A 20,098-nucleotide genomic window follows, 5' to 3' on the forward strand; every position below is an offset into this window, starting at 1 on the left:
GGTATCAACATGAGAGCTGAAACAGAAATGCTAGATCTGATTTTACAGACTGCCAAAACTTTACAAGTCAAAGCTGTCGCTATGTCTGGTTCACGGACAAACCAAAAGACTTCAAAAGACGAGTTTCAAGATTATGATGTAGTCTATGTTGTAGAGAATCTGGACGAGCTGATTACAGATTTATCTTGGTTGGACCGGTTTGGCAAACGCATTATTGAGCAAGAAGTCACCCTTGGTCACCGTCGCCTATATCTCATGCTTTTTGAAGATGGCAATCGGATTGATTTGGCCCTCTGCCCCAAAGACCGCATTAAAGAGTGGGTGGATAGTGAGGCAGGATTCACCGTTTTAGAAGATCCTAATGGTTTGTTTGAACTTTATTCACCGAGTCCTCAACGCTTTTGGACAAATCCAGCTAGTGCGATAGATTTTGAAAATGCCTGCAATGAATTTTGGTGGGTGTCAGCCTACGTTGTCAAAGGGATTTGTAGGAATCAGCTCATCTATGCTATTGATCATCTCTACGGCATTTGTCAACAAGAATTCTTGAAAATTTTGGCTTGGCAGGTTGCAAGTGCTAGGGGGAAAGTCGATATCGGCAAGAACTACAAGTACCTCTTTCAGTATTTGCCTGCTGAGAAAGAGAAAGAATTCTCAAATCTGCTTGATTTTTCAAGTATAGAGAAACTCAGCCAGTCTTTATTGGCTACGATGCAACTTTTCCACCAAGAAGCTCAAAGACTTGCTCAAAAGCTGGGCTTTGACTACGATAAAGAAGTGGCTGAGAAGATGATTGAGTATGCTGAGGAGAGACTCGAAACAAATGAAACATTTACAAAATAATAAGATAACAAAATTTTTACTGATTAGTTTTCTCATTTCTTGGGGATTTGGTTGGGGATTGCTCGCTTTTCTGACGCAAATGAGCCTCTTAAGTCTAACAAGTCCACTAGGAGTTTTTCTCCATTTACTAGGAGGTTTCGGTCCAACCATTGCAGCCATTTCTTGTTTGCCTCAAAAATCCATTAAAAACATAGTCTCTTTTATCTTAGGGGACTCAAAGAAATATATTTTGTTATTTCTTTTACTAATTTTCGTGCAGACAGGTGCCATTGCTTTCTCATCTAAGGAGCTTAATCCGGCTTTTCCACTAGGAAATTTGTTTGTTGTTTTTTTGAGTGCAGTCTGTGTTTATGGTGGCGAAGAAGAATTGGGATGGCGAGGCATCTTGCAACCAACTTTGGAAACTAGATTCTCCTTTTGGATTTCCGGTTTGATAACAGGTTGTATTTGGGCAATATGGCATGTACCTTTATGGTTTGTGATTGGAAGTTCCCAAAGTGGGATGCCTTTTATATTATTCAGTCTATTTGCAATTTATCTCAGTATTCTTCTAGCAGCTGTTTTCAAAAAGACAAAGTCGGTCCTTTTTTGCGCCATTTTTCACGGTCTAATTAATACCCTACTTAGCTTATTTGTTATTAAAATTAATCTTTTATTCATTCTAGGATTAGTAGGATTGCTCTTCTTTTCTCACTACCTACAAAGAAACAGTTAAATATATAAAATATAGATTTACTTTACAATAAAACACTAAAAAGAGAATTATTATGTCTAACATTCAAAATATGTCCCTGGAGGACATCATGGGAGAGCGCTTTGGTCGCTACTCCAAGTACATTATTCAAGACCGGGCTTTGCCAGATATTCGTGATGGCTTGAAGCCGGTTCAGCGTCGTATTCTTTATTCGATGAATAAGGATGGCAATACCTTTGACAAGAGCTACCGCAAGTCGGCCAAGTCTGTCGGGAACATCATGGGGAATTTCCACCCACACGGTGATTCTTCTATCTATGATGCCATGGTTCGTATGTCTCAGAACTGGAAAAACCGTGAGATTTTGGTTGAAATGCATGGTAATAACGGTTCTATGGACGGAGATCCGCCTGCGGCTATGCGTTATACCGAGGCGCGTTTGTCTGAGATTGCAGGCTATCTTCTTCAAGATATCGAGAAAAAGACAGTCCCTTTTGCATGGAACTTTGACGATACCGAGAAAGAACCAACTGTCTTGCCAGCAGCCTTTCCAAACCTTTTGGTCAATGGTTCTACTGGTATTTCGGCTGGTTATGCCACGGATATTCCACCGCATAATTTGGCTGAGGTCATCGATGCTGCGGTTTACATGATTGACCACCCAACTGCCAAGGTAGATAAACTAATGGAATTCTTGCCTGGACCAGACTTCCCTACAGGAGGGATTATTCAGGGGCGTGATGAAATTAAGAAAGCCTACGAAACTGGGAGAGGGCGCGTGGTTGTTCGTTCCAAGACTGAGATTGAAAAGCTAAAAGGTGGTAAGGAACAAATTGTTATTACTGAGATTCCTTATGAAATCAACAAGGCCAATCTAGTCAAGAAAATCGATGATGTTCGTGTCAATAACAAGGTGGCTGGTATTGCTGAGGTTCGCGATGAGTCTGATCGTGACGGTCTTCGAATTGCTATTGAGCTCAAAAAAGATGCCAATACGGAGCTTGTTCTCAACTATCTCTTCAAATACACAGACCTGCAAATCAACTACAACTTTAACATGGTGGCGATTGACAATTTCACACCTCGTCAGGTCGGGATTGTCCCAATCTTGTCTAGCTATATCGCCCACCGTCGTGAAGTCATTTTGGCGCGTTCACGCTTTGACAAGGAAAAGGCTGAGAAACGTCTTCATATTGTGGAAGGTTTGATTCGCGTGATTTCGATTTTGGACGAAATCATTGCCCTTATCCGTGCTTCTGAGAACAAGGCTGACGCTAAGGAAAATCTTAAGATCAGCTATGATTTTACAGAAGAGCAGGCTGAGGCCATCGTTACCTTGCAATTGTATCGTTTGACCAATACGGATGTCGTTGTCTTGCAGGAAGAAGAAGCAGAGCTTCGTGAGAAGATTGCTATGCTGGCGGCTATTATCGGTGATGAGCGGACTATGTACAATCTTATGAAGAAAGAGCTTCGTGAGGTTAAGAAGAAGTTTGCGACTCCTCGTTTGAGTAGCTTAGAAGATACTGCGAAAGCAATCGAGATTGATACAGCTAGTCTGATTGCTGAGGAAGATACCTATGTCAGCGTGACCAAGGCAGGTTATATCAAGCGTACCAGTCCACGTTCTTTTGCAGCTTCAACGCTGGAAGAAATTGGCAAACGTGATGATGACCGTTTGATCTTTGTACAAGCTGTCAAGACAACACAGCATCTTTTGATGTTCACAAGTCTTGGAAATGTCATCTATCGACCAATCCATGAGTTGGCAGATATTCGCTGGAAGGATATCGGAGAGCATCTGAGCCAAACCATTACCAACTTTGAAACTAACGAAGAAATCCTTTATGTTGAAGTAGTAGATCAGTTTGATGATGCGACAACTTACTTTGCTGCAACTCGTCTTGGTCAAATCAAACGCGTAGAACGTAAAGAATTCACTCCATGGCGGACCTATAAATCTAAATCAGTCAAGTATGCTAAACTCAAAGACGAGACAGACCAGATTGTAGCAGTAGCTCAGATTAAACTGGATGATGTTCTCTTGATTAGTCGAAACGGTTATGCTCTGCGTTTCAATATCGAGGAGGTTCCTGTTGTTGGTGCCAAGGCAGCAGGTGTCAAGGCTATGAATCTGAAAGAAGATGACGTCCTCCAATCTGCCTTTATTTGCAATACCTCATCTTTCTACCTCTTGACCCAACGTGGAAGCTTGAAACGTGTTTCTATTGACGAAATTCCGGCAACCAGCCGTGCTAAACGAGGACTACAAGTCTTGCGTGAGCTAAAAAACAAACCGCACCGTGTCTTCTTGGCAGGAGCAGTTGCAGAGCAAGGATTTGTTGGTGATCTCTTCAGTACGGAAGTGGACGGGAACGATCAAACTTTGCTTATCCAATCTAATAAAGGAACGATCTATGAAAGTCGATTACAAGATTTGAATTTGTCAGAACGAACCAGCAACGGAAGCTTCATTTCTGACACGATTTCAGATGAAGAAGTTTTTGATGCTTATCTTCAGGAACCTTATAAAGAATTTGAATCTAAGAGATGATAAAAAACAATGAAAAGCTTTGCATTGAGAAATTTGTTGAGCTATATATTTAAGAATTGAATTTGACTATATATACAAAAACGAACAGTGCTGATTCCCAACTTATAGGGACTTAAGCCTGGTCGTTTTCTTGTTTTTAGTGGTATAGACCACTCTTTATTTGAATGTAAAAATATTAACATATGTTCAGTTATTCAATCTAGGTTAATAAAAAAATAATATTTTTTTAAGAAAACGATTGCATCTATAATATTTTTATGTTATACTCTTATTGTTTCAAGAAAGCGCGTTCAAGAAATAATTCGTACAAACATATATAGGAGTTTTTTATGTCTCAAAATAAACAAGATAAAGGATTTCGTTATTCTATTCGTAAACGTAGCGTTGGAGTATGTGGTGTTGCCATTGCAACATTTTTGCTAGGTTCTGGCCTTGTATTTCAAACAAATGTAGTAAAAGCAACAGAACCAAGCGTTGCTGCAGTTGCTGGTGAAAATATTGCTGCTCATAAGTCTGCAAGTCAGAGTTCGACTTATTATGATGCAGATGCTTCTAGAGCGGTTGACGGTAATCTAGATAATGTTTACAGACATCACTCAGTTACTCATACAAATTTTGAAGATCATGCTTGGTGGAAAGTTGATCTAGCAAAAGAAGAAGGTGTGGGAACTGTTCGTATTTACAATCGTGGAGACAGTAATGTAGGAGATCGTTTATCTAATTTTGATGTTATTTTGTTAGATAAAGATGGTAAGGAAGTAACTCGTCAACATGTTGATACCCTAAATAATCAACCAAAAGTTGATGTTCAATTCTCAGGAGTTAATGCACGATATGTAAAAATTGAATTAAATAAATCTAAAACTCCTCTTAGTTTGGCAGAAGTTGAAGTATATCGTGCTGTAAAAGAAGAAAAAGTAGTAGCAGATAAGAAAACAGAAAACAAAGTTAAAACAGAAAATAAAGATAAAAAAGATTATACTGCAGAGCTAAATAACTATTTATTTGGTTTAAATTATGATAAATTAAACATTTTGACTAGAAAAGGAGAAGCGTTAGAAAATTACACTAATACAAGCACAAAACAACAAGGAAATGAATTTGTGGTTGTGGAAAAAGTGAAGAAAAACCTTTCTAATGGTTCTGCAGATGTTGCCATTAATGGTAACGGAGATATCTTCTTAGGTGCTTTATTTAAAGCAAATCAAGACCTTCTAGAAAACAAACCACAACAAATTAGTTTAGATCGTAGCAAAGGTAGCATCAGTGTTGATTTACCAGGAATGGTAGGCGGAGATAGCTATGTAGATGCTAATCCAACTGCAAGTGGTATGCAGGAAGGTGTGAATACCTTGTTAAATCGTTGGCATGAAAAATATGCTGCGAAAAATCCTGCTCCAGCACGTATGCAGTATGAATCAACTTCTGCTTACAGCATGAATCAATTGAAAGCAAAATTCGGAAGTGATTTTGAAAAAGTCGGTGTTAATTTGAAAATTGACTTTGAGGCTGTGAACAAGGGTGAAAAACAAGTTGAAGTTGTTGATTTTAAACAAATTTACTATACTGCTAACTTTGATGCTCCAAAAAATCCATCAGATGTATTTGCTCCAGGAGTAACAGTTGATCAATTGAAAGCACGTGGAATTGATGGAAAAACACCTCCTGTATACGTGTCAAGCGTTTCATACGGACGTCAAATGTATGTCAAATTTGAAACAACAAGCAAGAGTACAGAGTTGAAAGCAGCGATCAATGCTGTTATCAAAGGGGTGCCTATTAAACCAGACTCTGAATGGGCACGTGTCTTGAAGAATACAACTGTAACAGTTTCAATCGTAGGTGGAAATGCTGATGGTGCTGCACGTGTTGTGACAGGTACAGTAGAAGATTTGAAGAAATTGATTCAAGAAGGAGCTACTTTCAGTACACAAAACCCTGCTGTTCCAATTTCTTATAAGACTGCATTCTTGAAAGATAATCAAGTAGCCACAATTCAAAGCAATACAGACTACATTGAAACTAAAGTGACTTCATATAAAAATGGTTACCTCAAATTACACCATAAGGGAGCTTATATCGCTCGTTACTATGTTTACTGGGATGAAGTAACTTATGATAAGGATGGAGTTGAAAGCATTCGCTCACGTCAATGGGAAGATAATGGTAAAAACAGAACTGCTGGTTTCCAAACTGAACTTCAATTTAAAGGAAATGTTCGTAATATCAGAGTGAAAATCCAAGAAAAAACAGGTCTTGTTTGGGAAAAATGGCGTACAGTTTACAATCGTACAGACCTTCCTCTTGTTCAAAAACGTACCATTGTTAACTCAGGTACAACACTAAGACCAAAATACGATGAAAAAGTTGAAAATAACTAATTTTTCACTTGTAAAAAGAATCAGTTTTAAGAGCTGGTTCTTTTTATTTCTAATATTCCTCCGTAATCAAAAATCAACAAAGACAGTCAATTATTTCTTATCAATCCATTGATTAGCATTCCAGTTTATCCTATCTATTTTTTGACTTTTGTATGTTTCCCTAAAAATGGAGTTTTAGGTCAGCCTTTTGAAGAAAAATTTTTAATGGGGTGAAAATTGGTAAATCTGAGCATAATTTCTTGTAAAAAATTCTAAAATCCTTTAAAATAAAAGAGTTGGAGGAATTTATGAATGTAAATCAGATTGTACGGATTATTCCTACTTTAAAAGTTAATAATAGAAAAATAAATGAAACATTTTATATAGGAACCCTTGGCATGAAGGCCTTATTAGAAGAATCAGCCTTTCTGTCACTAGGTGATCAAACAGGTTTAGAAAAGCTGGTTTTAGAAGAAGCTCCAAGTATGCGCACTCGTAAGGTAGAGGGAAGAAAAAAACTAGCTAGATTGATTGTCAAGGTGGAAAATCCCTTAGAAATCGAAGGACTCTTATCTAAAACAGATTCGATTCATCGATTATATAAAGGTCAAAATGGCTACGCTTTTGAGATTTTTTCACCCGAAGATGATTTGATTTTGATTCATGCGGAAGATGACAGAGCAAGTCTAGTAGAAGTAGGAGAAAAGCCAGAATTTCAAACAGATTTGGAATCAATTTCTTTGAGTAAATTTGAGATTTCTATGGAATTACATCTCCCAACTGATATCGAAAGTTTCTTGGAATCATCTGAAATGGGGGCATCACTTGATTTTATCCCAGCTCAGGGGCAGGATTTGACTGTGGACAATACGGTTACTTGGGACTTATCTATGCTTAAGTTCTTGGTCAATGAATTAGACATAGCCAGTCTTCGCCAGAAGTTTGAGTCTACAGAATATTTTATTCCTAAGTCTGAAAAATTCTTCCTTGGTAAAGATAGAAATAATGTTGAATTGTGGTTTGAAGAAGTATGAAGTGGACCAAGATTATTAAAAAAATAGAAGAACAAATCGAGGCAGGGATTTATCCCGGAGCCTCTTTTGCGTATTTTAAGGACAATCAATGGACGGAGGTCTATTTAGGCTTGAGTGACTCAGAGCATGGCTTGCAGACTGAGGCAGGATTAGTTTATGACCTAGCTAGTGTCAGCAAGGTTGTTGGGGTTGGGACAGTTTTTACCTTTTTGTGGGAAAAAGGTCAATTAGATATTGACAGACCCGTAACCGATTTTTTACCTGAGAGCGATTATCCAGACATCACTATTCGCCAGCTCTTAACCCATGCTACAAATCTTGATCCGTTTATTCCCAATCGTGATCTTTTAACTGCCTCAGAATTAAAGGAAGCGATGTTTCATCTCAACAGACGAAGTCAGCCAGCCTTTCTTTATTCAGATGTCCATTTTTTGCTTTTAGGCTTTATTTTGGAAAGAATCTTTAATCAAGACTTGGATGTGATTTTACAAGAACAAGTCTGGAAACCTTGGGGAATGAAGAAAACTCAGTTTGGTCCTATTGAGCTTGCTGTTCCAACAGTTAGAGGTGTAGAGGCTGGCATGGTACATGATCCCAAGGCTCGACTCCTGGGCAGACATGCAGGTAGTGCTGGTTTATTTTCGACTGTAAAGGATTTACAAATCTTTTTAGAACACTATTTAGCAGATGATTTTGCAAGAAATTTGAGTCAAAATTTTTCTCCTTTGGATGACAAGGAACGTTCTTTGGCATGGAATTTGGAAGGAGATTGGCTAGACCATACGGGCTATACAGGTACCTTTATCATGTGGAATCGTCAGAAGCAAGAAGTGGCTATTTTCCTATCGAATCGTACCTATGAAAAGGATGAGCGTGCTCAATGGATTTTAGACCGCAACCAAGTGATGGACTTGATTCGTAAAGAAGAGTAAGGAGAGACATGTCAAATAGTTTAAAAGGAACTCTATTAACAGTTGTGGCTGGTATTGCTTGGGGCTTGTCCGGAACGAGTGGCCAATACCTGATGGCACACGGAATTTCGGCTCTGGTTTTGACCAACTTGCGTCTTTTAATCGCTGGTGGAATTCTCATGCTCTTGGCTTATGCCACTGCAAAGGATAAAATGCTGGCCTTTTTAAAGGATAGAAAGAGTTTACTGTCTCTTCTTATTTTTGCTCTGATTGGACTTTTTCTCAACCAATTCGCTTATCTAACTGCTATTCAGGAAACCAATGCAGGGACTGCGACGGTGCTTCAGTATGTTTGTCCTGTTGGAATTTTGATTTATAGCTGTATCAAGGATAAGGTGGCGCCGACGCTGGGAGAGATTGTTTCTATCATATTAGCCATCGGAGGGACCTTTCTGATCGCCACTCATGGGCAGTTAGACCAGTTATCCATGACACCTGCGGGTCTGTTCTGGGGTCTCTTTTCTGCTCTGACTTACGCCCTGTATATCATTTTGCCCATATCCTTGATTAAGAAGTGGGGGAGCAGTTTGGTAATTGGTGTGGGAATGGTCATAGCTGGTTTGGTCGCCCTTCCTTTTACAGGGGTTCTACAGGCCAATATATCGACTAGTCTTGATTTCCTCCTTGCTTTTGCAGGCATTATCCTTATCGGGACTGTCTTTGCCTATACAGCCTTTCTAAAAGGATCCAGTCTGATAGGACCGGTCAAGTCAAGTTTGTTGGCTTCAATTGAGCCAATTTCGGCTGTTTTCTTTGCCTTCTTAATCATGAATGAACAATTTTATCCCATTGATTTTCTTGGTATGGCAATGATATTGTTTGCTGTAACTCTGATTTCGTTGAAAGATTTACTCTTAGAAAAATAAAAAGACTCTTTGTCCGTGACAGAGAGTTTTTGCGTGGTAATCTAATTGTTTTCAAGATAAAATTCAAAGCGTTCGCCTACATACTGACTTTTTACGTATTCAAATGCAGTACCATCCTCTAGGTAGGAAACCTGAGTCAAACCAAGAATAGCATGTCCTTTTTCAACTTCCAAATAGTGGGCAATTTTTTCTTTAGCAAGGCGAGCATAGATGGTCTGCTGTGATTTACCGATGCGGTAGCCATGTTTTTGCAAAGTTTGGAAGAAATGACTGGTGATTTCTTCTTTTTTAAAGTCCTTAATGAATTTTTCAGGAATAGAAGCAACTTCATAAACCAGAGGGACTTGGTCGGCATAACGGACCCGTTCCATTCGGATAATATTTTCCGTTGGAGAAATGCCTAACTTGGCAACTTCTTGCTCATTGGGAATGGTTTTTCTGTAGGAAATGAGTTGACTAGAGGGAACTTTACCTTGAGACTTAACAATTTCAGTAAAACTAGTTGTCCCTCGCATCTTTTCTTGTACACGTGTACTGGAAACAAAGGTGCCGCTTCCTACACGACGCTCTAAAACACCTTCTTCGACTAATAGAGATACGGCTTGGCGGAGGGTCATGCGACTGACCGCAAACTGCTCTGCTAAGTCTCGTTCACTGGGAAGTCTCTCCCCAATGGCCCAACGATGTTCGTCAATATCCTTTTTAATCTGATCATGGATTTTCATATAAGCAGGTAGCATATTTTTCACTTCATTTCTATCTTTTCTCTATTGTACCTCAATAAACTAGAAAAAGTCAATCTTCGCCTTGTTTAGTTGGTAATTCGCCCTTATTTGTGATAGAATATTGAAAAAAGATATTTCTTTTGAGAAAGGAAAAAGATGAGCAACATTTCAACTGATTTGCAAGATGTAGAAAAAATCATCGTATTGGACTATGGTAGCCAGTACAACCAGCTGATTTCACGCCGTATCCGTGAGATTGGTGTGTTTTCAGAACTAAAAAGCCATAAAATTTCAGCTGCTGAAGTTCGTGAAATCAATCCTGTAGGAATTATCCTTTCAGGTGGTCCAAACTCTGTATACGAAGATGGTTCATTTGATATTGACCCAGAAATCTTCGAACTCGGAATTCCTATTTTGGGAATCTGTTATGGTATGCAGTTGTTGACCCATAAACTTGGAGGAAAAGTTGTTCCTGCAGGTGATGCTGGAAATCGTGAATACGGTCAATCAACCCTAACTCACACACCATCAGCGCTTTTTGAATCAACACCTGATGAACAAACTGTATTGATGAGCCACGGCGATGCAGTTACCGAGATTCCTGCTGACTTTGTTCGTACAGGTACATCAGCTGACTGTCCATACGCAGCCATTGAAAACCCAGATAAACACATTTACGGTATCCAATTCCACCCAGAAGTTCGTCATTCTGTATACGGGAATGATATCCTTCGTAACTTTGCCCTTAACATCTGTAAGGCTAAAGGCGACTGGACAATGGATAACTTCATCGACATGCAGATCCAAAAAATCCGTGAGACTGTCGGTGATAAACGCGTCCTTCTTGGTCTATCAGGTGGTGTTGACTCTTCAGTTGTTGGAGTTCTTCTCCAAAAAGCGATTGGCGATCAATTGATCTGTATCTTCGTGGATCACGGTCTTCTTCGTAAAGGAGAAGCGGACCAAGTTATGGACATGCTTGGTGGTAAGTTTGGTTTGAATATCGTCAAAGCAGACGCTGCTAAACGTTTCCTTGATAAACTTGCTGGCGTTTCTGACCCAGAACAAAAACGTAAAATCATCGGTAACGAGTTTGTCTATGTCTTCGATGACGAAGCAAGCAAGCTCAAAGATGTGAAATTCCTTGCTCAAGGTACCTTATACACAGACGTTATCGAGTCTGGTACGGATACAGCTCAAACTATCAAGTCACACCACAACGTGGGTGGTCTTCCAGAAGACATGCAGTTTGAATTGATCGAACCACTCAATACTCTTTACAAGGATGAAGTTCGTGCCCTAGGTACAGAGCTTGGTATGCCAGACCATATCGTATGGCGCCAACCATTCCCAGGACCAGGACTTGCTATCCGTGTCATGGGAGAAATCACTGAAGAGAAACTGGAAACAGTTCGTGAGTCAGACGCTATCCTGCGTGAGGAAATTGCCAAAGCTGGCCTTGACCGTGATATCTGGCAATACTTCACAGTTAACACAGGCGTTCGTTCAGTCGGTGTTATGGGTGATGGTCGTACGTACGACTACACTATTGCAATCCGAGCTATTACCTCTATCGATGGTATGACTGCTGATTTTGCCAAAATTCCATGGGAAGTGCTTCAAAAAATCTCAGTACGTATCGTAAACGAAGTGGATCATGTTAACCGTATCGTCTACGATATTACAAGTAAACCACCTGCAACAGTTGAGTGGGAATAATCATCTAAGGACTAATTTATGTAGCTTAATGAGCCAGTATCTTTGGGTACTGGTTTTTACTTGTCTAGACTTTTTGGCTACTTGTTAAAACTGGGTTAATTTTCGACAGTTTATCAGTCATTATGCAAAGCATATACTCAATGGAAATCAAAGAGCAAACTAGGAAGCTAGCCGTGGGTTGCTCAAAACAGTGTTTTGAAGTTGTGGATAGAACTGACGAAGTCAGCTCAAAATACTGTTTTGGGGTTGCAGATGGAAGCTGACGTGGTTTGCAGAGATTTTCGAAGAGTATTAAAAGATTAGAATTGTCAAAACAATCTGTCTAGGCTTGATTTTATCCCTTATTTACTATAAAATGAGAAGGAAAAACGTCAAACTTTTATATTGCAAATAGGAGAAAACATGACAAAAACATTAAAACGTCCTGAGGTTTTATCACCTGCAGGGACTTTAGAGAAGCTAAAGGTAGCTGTTCAATATGGGGCAGATGCTGTCTTTATCGGTGGTCAGGCCTATGGCCTTCGTAGCCGTGCCGGAAACTTTACTTTCGAACAGATGGAAGAAGGTGTCCAGTTTGCGGCCAAGTATGGTGCTAAGGTTTATGTGGCTGCCAATATGGTTATGCACGAAGGAAATGAGGCTGGTGCTGGTGAGTGGTTCCGTAAACTACGTGATATCGGAATCGCGGCAGTTATCGTGTCTGACCCAGCCTTGATTATGATTGCAGCGACTGAAGCGCCTGGTCTTGAAATACACCTCTCTACCCAAGCAAGTGCGACTAACTATGAAACACTTGAGTTCTGGAAAGAACTAGGTTTAACTCGTGTCGTTTTGGCGCGTGAGGTTTCAATGGAAGAATTGGCAGAAATTCGCAAACGTACAGATGTTGAGATTGAAGCCTTTGTTCATGGAGCCATGTGTATTTCTTACTCTGGTCGTTGTACTCTTTCAAACCACATGAGTATGCGTGATGCTAACCGTGGTGGTTGCTCTCAGTCTTGTCGTTGGAAGTACGACCTTTACGATATGCCATTTGGGAAGGAACGTAAGAGTCTTAAAGGTGAAATTCCTGAAGAATTTTCAATGTCAGCCGTTGATATGTCCATGATTGACCATATCCCAGATATGATTGAAAACGGTGTGGACAGTCTCAAGATTGAAGGACGTATGAAGTCTATTCACTACGTATCAACAGTAACAAACTGCTACAAGGCAGCTGTTGATGCTTATCTAGAAAGTCCAGAGAAGTTTGAAGCTATCAAGCAGGACTTGATTGATGAAATGTGGAAGGTTGCCCAACGTGAATTAGCAACAGGTTTCTACTATGGTACACCATCTGAAAATGAGCAGTTGTTTGGTGCTCGTCGTAAAATTCCTGAGTATAAGTTTGTCGCTGAAGTGGTTTCTTACGATGATGCGACACAAACAGCAACCATTCGCCAACGGAACGTCATTAACGAAGGGGACCAAGTTGAGTTTTATGGCCCAGGTTTCCGTCATTTTGAGACTTATATCGAAGATTTGCATGATGCTAAAGGAAATAAGATCGATCGCGCTCCAAATCCAATGGAACTATTGACTATCAAGGTTCCACAACCTGTTCAAGCTGGAGATATGGTTCGAGCTCTCAAAGAAGGTCTCATCAATCTTTATAAGGAAGATGGAACCAGCGTCACAGTTCGTGCTTAATAAATATGTAGGGGACGAAAGCTTTCTAGTTGCTTTCCCTTTAATCCTATTTACTAAAAGAACATTAGGTTAAAAAAATATATTAATTTCCATCCGAGATTTCATCTCGGATTTTTTCATTATTTTTCAGAAAGACCTAGATAATAGACGGATTTATTACAAGTTTTTTCCAAAATTTTCTATATAATAGACTTAAAAATAGTAAAATTGTAAATAATTTTCATTAAACGCTTTCAATGTTAGTAAAAAGTTGACAAATCCAATTTTTAGGACTAAACTAAGTAAGTAAATTTTAATTAAAAGGAGAATTCGTCATGAATTTAACATTTTTCGGTCTATGTCTTGCCTGTATGGGTGTATCTCTTGGTGAAGGTTTGTTGATGAACGGTTTGTTGAAATCAGTTGCTCGCCAACCAGATATCATCTCAGAACTACGTAGTTTGATGATCCTAGGGGTTGCCTTTATTGAAGGTACTTTCTTCGTTACTCTTGTCTTTTCATTTATCATCAAATAAAAGAAGTATAAATTGAAAAAGGGAGGATTTTAGATGGAAGAAAGTATTAATCCAACCATCAATATTGGTCCTGTTACCTTTAATTTAACCATAGTAGTTTTGACTTTGTTGACTGTAGCACTTATTTTTGGCTTTATTTATTGGGCAACTCGAAATATGACTTTGAGACCCACAGGAAAACAAAATGTATTAGAGTATTTATTTGATTTTGTTGTTGGATTTACAAAATCAAACCTTGGTCCAATGATAAAGGATTATTCTCTCTTTTATTTCTGTTTATTCCTATTTATGGCCATTGCAAATAATATTGGCTTAATGGCTAGAATTCAGACTACAGATGGTGTAAATCTTTGGACCTCACCAACAGCAAATTTGTCATTTGACTTGGTCTTGTCTTTTACAATTATCTTAATGACACACGTAGAAGGAATTCGTCGTCGTGGAATCAAAAAGTATTTAAAAGCATTTGTAACACCAGGTTTTATGACACCAATGAATCTTTTGGAAGAAGTTACCAATCTCCTTTCACTTGCATTGCGGGTCTTTGGTAATATCTTTGCAGGGGAAGTGATGGCAAGTATGTTAGTCCTACTTTCTCATCAGGCCTTCTATTGGTATCCTATTGCTTTTGGAACAAATCTAATCTGGACTGCATTTTCTGTTTTTATTTCTTGTGTACAAGCATATGTATTTACATTGTTATCTTCAATGTACCTAGGAAATAAAATTAATGATGAAGAATAGAAAGGAGTAGTTTATGAATGTAACAGTAGGTGAATTACTTGGTGATTTTATACTAATCGCTGGTTCCTTTATTCTCTTGCTAGTCTTGGTTAAGAAATACGCTTGGTCAAATTTGACTAGCATTTTCGAACAAAGAGCAGAAAAAATTGCAGCAGATATTGACGGAGCTGAACAAGCACGTCAAAAAGCAGAAGTATTGGCTCAAAAACGCGAAGATGAATTGGCTGGTAGCCGTAAAGAAGCTAAGACAATCATTGAGAATGCGAAAGAAACAGCTGAGAAAAGCAAAGCTAGTATTTTAGCAGATGCTAAGCTAGAAGCAGGACGCTTGAAAGAAAAAGCGAACCAAGAAATTGCTCAAAATAAAGCTGAAGCTTTACAAAGTGTTAAGGGTGAGGTAGCAGATTTGACAATCAGCTTGGCTGGTAAAATCATCTCACAAAACCTTGACGGTCATGCCCATAAAGAACTCATTGATCAGTATATCGATCAGTTAGGAGAAGCTTAATGGACAAGAAAACAGTAAAGGTAATTGAAAAATACAGCATGCCTTTTGTCCAATTGGTTTTAGAAAAAGGAGAAGAAGACCGTATCTTTTCAGACTTAGCTCAAATCAAGCAAGTTGCTGAAGAAACAGGTTTACCTTCTTTTTTAAAAAAAGTGGCAGTAGACGAGTCTGACAAGGAAAAAACGATTTCTTTCTTCCAAGACTCAGTGTCACCTTTATTGCAAAACTTTATCCAGGTTCTTATCTACAATCACAGAGCAAATCTTTTTTATGATATTCTTGTAGATTGTTTGAACCGACTTGAAAAAGAAACAAATCGATTTGAAGTGACGATTACGTCAGCTCATCCTTTAACAGATGAACAGAAGAGTCGCTTGCTCCCTTTGATTGAGAAAAAAATGTCTCTCAAAGTAAGGAGTGTAAAAGAACAAATCGATGAAAGTCTTATTGGTGGTTTTGTCATTTTTGCCAATCACAAGACAATTGATGTGAGTATTAAACAACAACTTAAAGTTGTTAAAGAAAATTTGAAATAGAAAGTGGTGTTCTTTTGGCAATTAACGCACAAGAAATCAGCGCTTTAATTAAGCAACAAATTGAAAATTTCAAACCCAATTTTGATGTGACTGAAACAGGTGTTGTAACCTATATCGGGGACGGTATCGCGCGTGCTCATGGCCTTGAAAATGCCATGAGTGGAGAGTTGTTGATTTTTGAAAACGGCTCTTATGGTATGGCTCAAAACTTGGAGTCAACAGATGTTGGTATTATCATCCTAGGTGACTTTACAGATATCCGTGAAGGCGATACAATCCGCCGTACAGGGAAAATCATGGAAGTCCCAGTAGGTGAAAGTCTGATTGGACGTGTTGTGGATCCGCTTGGTCGTCCAGTTGATGGTCTTGGAGAAATCCACACTGATAAAACTCGTCCAGTAGAAGCGCCAGCTCCTGGTGTTATGCAACGTAAGTCTGTATCAGAACCATTGCAAACTGGTTTGAAAGCTATCGACGCCCTTGTACCGATTGGTCGTGGTCAACGTGAGTTGATTATCGGTGACCGTCAGACAGGGAAAACAACCATTGCAATTGATACAATCTTGAACCAAAAAGGTCAAGATATGATCTGTATCTATGTTGCGATTGGACAAAAAGAATCAACAGTTCGTACGCAAGTAGAAACACTACGTCAGTACGGTGCCTTGGACTACACAATCGTTGTGACTGCCTCTGCTTCACAACCATCTCCATTGCTTTTCCTAGCTCCTTATGCTGGGGTTGCCATGGCGGAAGAATTTATGTACCAAGGTAAGCATGTTTTGATCGTTTATGATGATTTATCAAAACAAGCGGTAGCTTATCGTGAACTCTCTCTCTTGCTTCGTCGTCCTCCAGGTCGTGAAGCTTTCCCAGGGGATGTTTTCTACCTTCACAGCCGTTTGCTTGAGCGCTCAGCTAAAGTTTCTGATGAACTTGGTGGTGGATCTATTACAGCCCTACCGTTTATCGAGACACAAGCAGGAGATATCTCTGCCTATATCGCAACCAACGTGATTTCAATCACTGATGGACAAATCTTCCTTGGTGATGGTCTCTTCAATGCAGGTATTCGTCCAGCCATCGATGCGGGTTCTTCTGTATCGCGTGTAGGTGGTTCTGCACAAATCAAAGCCATGAAGAAGGTTGCTGGTACACTTCGTATCGACCTTGCTTCATACCGTGAGTTGGAAGCCTTCACTAAGTTTGGTTCTGACTTAGATGCGGCGACACAGGCTAAGTTGAACCGTGGACGTCGTACAGTGGAAGTTTTGAAACAACCTGTTCACAAACCATTACCTGTTGAGAAACAAGTAACCATTCTCTATGCTTTGACACATGGTTTCTTGGATACTGTTCCAGTAGATGATATTGTTCGTTTCGAGGAAGAGTTCCATGCCTTCTTTGATGCTCAACATCCAGAGATTTTGGAAACCATTCGTGATACAAAAGACTTGCCAGAAGAAGCAGTCTTGGATGCTGCGATTACAGAGTTTCTCAATCAAACCAGCTTCCAATAAGAATAGAGGTGTCAGATGGCAGTATCTCTAAATGATATTAAAACAAAAATCGCCTCAACAAAAAATACTAGTCAAATCACAAATGCCATGCAGATGGTATCAGCTGCTAAGCTAGGTCGTTCTGAAGAAGCTGCTCGCAACTTCCAAGTTTATGCTCAGAAAGTTCGTAAACTTTTGACGGATATTCTTCATGGGAATGGAGCTGGTAGTTCAACCAATCCGATGTTGATTAGCCGTCCAGTTAAGAAGACAGGCTATATCGTCATTACATCAGACCGAGGTTTGGTTGGAGGTTATAATTCTTCTATTTTGAAAGCCGTTATGGAGCTGAAAGAAGAATACCATCCAGACGGTAAAGGTTTTGAAATGATCTGTATTGGTGGAATGGGAGCTGATTTCTTTAAAGCTCGTGGTATTCAACCACTTTATGAACTACGTGGCTTGGCAGATCAACCAAGCTTTGATGAAGTTCGTAAGATTATTTCAAAAACTGTTGAAATGTACCAAAATGAACTTTTTGATGAACTCTATGTCTGCTATAACCACCATGTCAATACGCTAACCAGTCAAATGCGTGTGGAGCAAATGCTTCCAATTGTTGACTTGGATCCAAATGAAGCGGATGACAGTTACAGTTTGACCTTTGAGTTGGAAACTAGTCGAGAAGAAATTTTGGAGCAGTTGTTGCCTCAATTTGCAGAAAGTATGATTTATGGTGCTATTATCGATGCTAAGACAGCTGAAAATGCTGCTGGTATGACAGCCATGCAAACAGCGACAGATAATGCTAAGAAAGTCATTAATGATTTGACAATTCAGTATAACCGTGCCAGACAGGCGGCGATTACACAAGAAATTACAGAAATCGTAGCAGGAGCTAGTGCCTTAGAATAGGCACTAGTCCAGCTCGTATGAAAATGAACTTAGGACCTAGTTAAGCTAGGGACCGACAGTATCTTATATAGAATAGGAGAAGGAGATGAGTTCAGGTAAAATTGCTCAGGTTATCGGTCCCGTTGTAGACGTCTTGTTTGCAGCAGGGGAAAAACTTCCTGAGATTAACAATGCACTTGTCGTCTACAAAAATGACGAAAGAAAAACAAAAATCGTCCTTGAAGTAGCCTTGGAGTTGGGAGATGGTATGGTCCGTACTATCGCCATGGAATCAACAGATGGTTTGACTCGTGGAATGGAAGTATTGGACACAGGTCGTCCAATCTCTGTACCAGTAGGTAAAGAAACTTTGGGACGTGTCTTCAATGTTTTGGGAGATACCATTGACTTGGAAGCTCCTTTTACAGAAGATGCAGAGCGTCAGCCAATTCATAAAAAAGCTCCAACTTTTGATGAGTTGTCTACCTCTTCTGAAATCCTTGAAACAGGGATTAAGGTTATCGACCTTCTTGCCCCTTACCTTAAAGGTGGTAAGGTTGGACTTTTCGGTGGTGCCGGAGTTGGTAAAACCGTCTTAATCCAAGAATTGATTCACAACATTGCCCAAGAACACGGTGGTATTTCAGTATTTACCGGTGTTGGGGAACGTACTCGTGAGGGTAATGACCTTTACTGGGAAATGAAAGAATCAGGCGTTATCGAGAAGACAGCCATGGTATTTGGTCAGATGAATGAGCCACCAGGAGCACGTATGCGTGTTGCTCTTACTGGTTTGACAATTGCTGAATATTTCCGTGATGTTGAAGGCCAAGACGTGCTTCTCTTTATCGATAATATCTTCCGTTTCACTCAGGCTGGTTCAGAAGTATCTGCCCTTTTGGGTCGTATGCCATCAGCCGTTGGTTACCAACCAACACTTGCTACGGAAATGGGTCAATTGCAAGAGCGTATTACATCAACTAAAAAGGGTTCTGTAACCTCTATCCAGGCTATCTATGTGCCAGCGGATGACTATACTGACCCAGCGCCAGCAACAGCCTTCGCTCACTTGGATTCAACAACCAACTTGGAACGTAAGTTGGTACAATTGGGTATCTACCCAGCCGTTGACCCACTTGCTTCAAGCTCACGTGCCTTGGCACCTGAAATCGTTGGAGAAGAGCACTATGCAGTTGCTGCTGAAGTAAAACGTGTTCTTCAACGTTACCATGAATTGCAAGATATCATTGCTATCCTTGGTATGGATGAGCTTTCTGATGAAGAAAAGACCTTGGTTGCTCGTGCCCGTCGTATCCAGTTCTTCTTGTCACAAAACTTCAACGTTGCGGAACAATTCACTGGTCAGCCAGGTTCTTATGTTCCAGTTGCTGAAACTGTTCGTGGCTTTAAGGAAATCCTTGATGGTAAACACGATCACTTGCCAGAAGATGCCTTCCGTGGGGTTGGTTCTATCGAAGATGTGATTGCGAAAGCTGAAAAAATGGGATTTTAAGAGGTGATCTATGGCTCAGTTAACTGTCCAGATCGTGACACCAGATGGTCTCGTCTATGATCACCATGCCAGCTTTGTATCAGTTCGAACTCTGGATGGTGAGATGGGAATCTTGCCACGACATGAAAATATGATTGCAGTTTTAGCAGTTGATGAGGTTAAGGTTAAACGTGTAGATAATGAAAATCACGTGAACTGGATTGCAGTGAACGGAGGTGTTATCGAAGTTGCTAATGGTGTTATCACAATCGTTGCTGACTCTGCAGAACGTGCTCGTGATATCGACGTTAGTCGCGCAGAACGTGCCAAACTTCGAGCAGAGCGTGAAATTGAAGAAGCACAAGACAAACACTTGATTGACCAAGAACGTCGTGCGAAGATTGCACTGCAACGTGCCATTAACCGTATTAATGTCGGAAAAAGACTATAAGAAA

At 39.8% G+C, this 20,098-nt stretch carries 18 protein-coding genes; 17 read left to right on the forward strand and 1 reads right to left on the reverse strand.

The window, feature by feature from the left end; translation table 11 throughout:
• The first annotated feature begins 9 nt into the window (after positions 1–9).
• From O3650_RS04015 to O3650_RS04045, 7 genes are all read left to right on the forward strand, one after another.
• Complete coding sequence (locus O3650_RS04015) at positions 10–843, forward strand: aminoglycoside 6-adenylyltransferase (protein WP_371491653.1); 834 nt, start codon at positions 10–12, stop codon at positions 841–843.
• On the forward strand, positions 824–1,558 hold the full coding sequence (locus tag O3650_RS04020) for a lysostaphin resistance A-like protein (protein WP_371491654.1): 735 nt from the start codon (positions 824–826) through the stop codon (positions 1,556–1,558). The genes O3650_RS04015 and O3650_RS04020 overlap by 20 nt, the downstream gene beginning before the upstream one ends.
• Positions 1,559–1,610: 52 nt before the next feature.
• Complete coding sequence (gene parC, locus O3650_RS04025) at positions 1,611–4,091, forward strand: DNA topoisomerase IV subunit A (protein ID WP_371491656.1); 2,481 nt, start codon at positions 1,611–1,613, stop codon at positions 4,089–4,091.
• Positions 4,092–4,420: 329 nt separating this feature from the next.
• The gene (locus O3650_RS04030) at positions 4,421–6,472 is read left to right on the forward strand and encodes a thiol-activated cytolysin family protein (RefSeq protein ID WP_261083074.1); all 2,052 of its coding nucleotides are present in this window, start codon (positions 4,421–4,423) and stop codon (positions 6,470–6,472) included.
• A 287-nt stretch (positions 6,473–6,759) separates the two neighbouring features.
• Positions 6,760–7,485 carry a CppA N-terminal domain-containing protein gene (locus O3650_RS04035; RefSeq protein WP_203175504.1) on the forward strand — a complete coding sequence of 242 codons (726 nt, stop codon included), beginning with the start codon at positions 6,760–6,762 and terminating at the stop codon, positions 7,483–7,485.
• The gene (locus tag O3650_RS04040; protein ID WP_261023833.1) at positions 7,482–8,417 is read left to right on the forward strand and encodes a serine hydrolase domain-containing protein; all 936 of its coding nucleotides are present in this window, start codon (positions 7,482–7,484) and stop codon (positions 8,415–8,417) included. Before O3650_RS04035 ends, O3650_RS04040 begins: the two co-directional genes overlap by 4 nt.
• 8 nt (positions 8,418–8,425) lie before the next feature.
• Complete coding sequence (locus O3650_RS04045; protein ID WP_371491659.1) at positions 8,426–9,322, forward strand: DMT family transporter; 897 nt, start codon at positions 8,426–8,428, stop codon at positions 9,320–9,322.
• 41 nt (positions 9,323–9,363) lie between these two features.
• On the opposite strand, the gene O3650_RS04050 is transcribed toward O3650_RS04045, so the two are convergent.
• On the reverse strand, positions 9,364–10,062 hold the full coding sequence (locus tag O3650_RS04050) for a GntR family transcriptional regulator (protein WP_000936191.1): 699 nt from the start codon (positions 10,060–10,062) through the stop codon (positions 9,364–9,366).
• 141 nt (positions 10,063–10,203) lie between these two features.
• On the opposite strand from O3650_RS04050, the gene guaA reads away from it, so the two are divergent.
• The 10 genes from guaA (at position 10,204) to O3650_RS04100 (ending at position 20,094) form a co-directional block, all read left to right on the forward strand.
• Positions 10,204–11,766: a glutamine-hydrolyzing GMP synthase gene (gene guaA / locus O3650_RS04055; RefSeq protein ID WP_000065714.1), complete on the forward strand. Its 1,563-nt coding sequence runs from the start codon at positions 10,204–10,206 to the stop codon at positions 11,764–11,766.
• Positions 11,767–12,168: 402 nt separating this feature from the next.
• Entirely contained in the window at positions 12,169–13,455 is a 1,287-nt protein-coding gene (locus tag O3650_RS04060; RefSeq protein ID WP_000169065.1) for a U32 family peptidase, read from the forward strand.
• Positions 13,456–13,769: 314 nt separating this feature from the next.
• Positions 13,770–13,970, forward strand: coding sequence for a F0F1 ATP synthase subunit C (locus O3650_RS04065; protein ID WP_001054558.1), 201 nt, complete (start codon positions 13,770–13,772; stop codon positions 13,968–13,970).
• A gap of 33 nt (positions 13,971–14,003) precedes the next feature.
• Positions 14,004–14,714, forward strand: coding sequence for a F0F1 ATP synthase subunit A (atpB, locus tag O3650_RS04070; RefSeq protein WP_000392870.1), 711 nt, complete (start codon positions 14,004–14,006; stop codon positions 14,712–14,714).
• Positions 14,715–14,727: 13 nt separating this feature from the next.
• Positions 14,728–15,222, forward strand: coding sequence for a F0F1 ATP synthase subunit B (gene atpF, locus O3650_RS04075; RefSeq protein ID WP_001103468.1), 495 nt, complete (start codon positions 14,728–14,730; stop codon positions 15,220–15,222).
• Positions 15,222–15,758, forward strand: a complete 537-nt coding sequence (locus O3650_RS04080; protein ID WP_049551105.1) for a F0F1 ATP synthase subunit delta — start codon at positions 15,222–15,224, stop codon at positions 15,756–15,758. The genes atpF and O3650_RS04080 overlap by 1 nt, the downstream gene beginning before the upstream one ends.
• A 14-nt stretch (positions 15,759–15,772) precedes the next feature.
• Positions 15,773–17,278 carry a F0F1 ATP synthase subunit alpha gene (gene atpA, locus O3650_RS04085; protein ID WP_000996629.1) on the forward strand — a complete coding sequence of 502 codons (1,506 nt, stop codon included), beginning with the start codon at positions 15,773–15,775 and terminating at the stop codon, positions 17,276–17,278.
• A 15-nt stretch (positions 17,279–17,293) separates the two neighbouring features.
• Positions 17,294–18,172, forward strand: coding sequence for a F0F1 ATP synthase subunit gamma (locus O3650_RS04090; protein ID WP_000301224.1), 879 nt, complete (start codon positions 17,294–17,296; stop codon positions 18,170–18,172).
• Positions 18,173–18,257: 85 nt separating this feature from the next.
• Entirely contained in the window at positions 18,258–19,664 is a 1,407-nt protein-coding gene (gene atpD / locus O3650_RS04095) for a F0F1 ATP synthase subunit beta (protein WP_000094357.1), read from the forward strand.
• 10 nt (positions 19,665–19,674) lie between these two features.
• Positions 19,675–20,094, forward strand: coding sequence for a F0F1 ATP synthase subunit epsilon (locus tag O3650_RS04100; protein ID WP_203175509.1), 420 nt, complete (start codon positions 19,675–19,677; stop codon positions 20,092–20,094).
• Positions 20,095–20,098 lie beyond the last annotated feature (4 nt).

It is taken from the genome of Streptococcus sp. 20925_1_24, assembly GCF_041432335.1.
Taxonomy (GTDB): domain Bacteria; phylum Bacillota; class Bacilli; order Lactobacillales; family Streptococcaceae; genus Streptococcus; species Streptococcus mitis_BM.

Coding starts and splice junctions, on each gene's coding strand:
- O3650_RS04060 (WP_000169065.1), top strand. CDS start 12,169: ATGACAAAAACATTAAAACGTCCTGAGGTTTTATCACCTGCAGGGACT.
- O3650_RS04020 (WP_371491654.1), top strand. CDS start 824: ATGAAACATTTACAAAATAATAAGATAACAAAATTTTTACTGATTAGT.
- parC (WP_371491656.1), top strand. CDS start 1,611: ATGTCTAACATTCAAAATATGTCCCTGGAGGACATCATGGGAGAGCGC.
- O3650_RS04040 (WP_261023833.1), top strand. CDS start 7,482: ATGAAGTGGACCAAGATTATTAAAAAAATAGAAGAACAAATCGAGGCA.
- atpB (WP_000392870.1), top strand. CDS start 14,004: ATGGAAGAAAGTATTAATCCAACCATCAATATTGGTCCTGTTACCTTT.
- O3650_RS04015 (WP_371491653.1), top strand. CDS start 10: ATGAGAGCTGAAACAGAAATGCTAGATCTGATTTTACAGACTGCCAAA.
- atpF (WP_001103468.1), top strand. CDS start 14,728: ATGAATGTAACAGTAGGTGAATTACTTGGTGATTTTATACTAATCGCT.
- O3650_RS04050 (WP_000936191.1), bottom strand. CDS start 10,062: ATGCTACCTGCTTATATGAAAATCCATGATCAGATTAAAAAGGATATT.
- O3650_RS04100 (WP_203175509.1), top strand. CDS start 19,675: ATGGCTCAGTTAACTGTCCAGATCGTGACACCAGATGGTCTCGTCTAT.
- O3650_RS04065 (WP_001054558.1), top strand. CDS start 13,770: ATGAATTTAACATTTTTCGGTCTATGTCTTGCCTGTATGGGTGTATCT.
- O3650_RS04080 (WP_049551105.1), top strand. CDS start 15,222: ATGGACAAGAAAACAGTAAAGGTAATTGAAAAATACAGCATGCCTTTT.
- O3650_RS04045 (WP_371491659.1), top strand. CDS start 8,426: ATGTCAAATAGTTTAAAAGGAACTCTATTAACAGTTGTGGCTGGTATT.
- O3650_RS04030 (WP_261083074.1), top strand. CDS start 4,421: ATGTCTCAAAATAAACAAGATAAAGGATTTCGTTATTCTATTCGTAAA.
- atpD (WP_000094357.1), top strand. CDS start 18,258: ATGAGTTCAGGTAAAATTGCTCAGGTTATCGGTCCCGTTGTAGACGTC.
- O3650_RS04090 (WP_000301224.1), top strand. CDS start 17,294: ATGGCAGTATCTCTAAATGATATTAAAACAAAAATCGCCTCAACAAAA.
- guaA (WP_000065714.1), top strand. CDS start 10,204: ATGAGCAACATTTCAACTGATTTGCAAGATGTAGAAAAAATCATCGTA.
- O3650_RS04035 (WP_203175504.1), top strand. CDS start 6,760: ATGAATGTAAATCAGATTGTACGGATTATTCCTACTTTAAAAGTTAAT.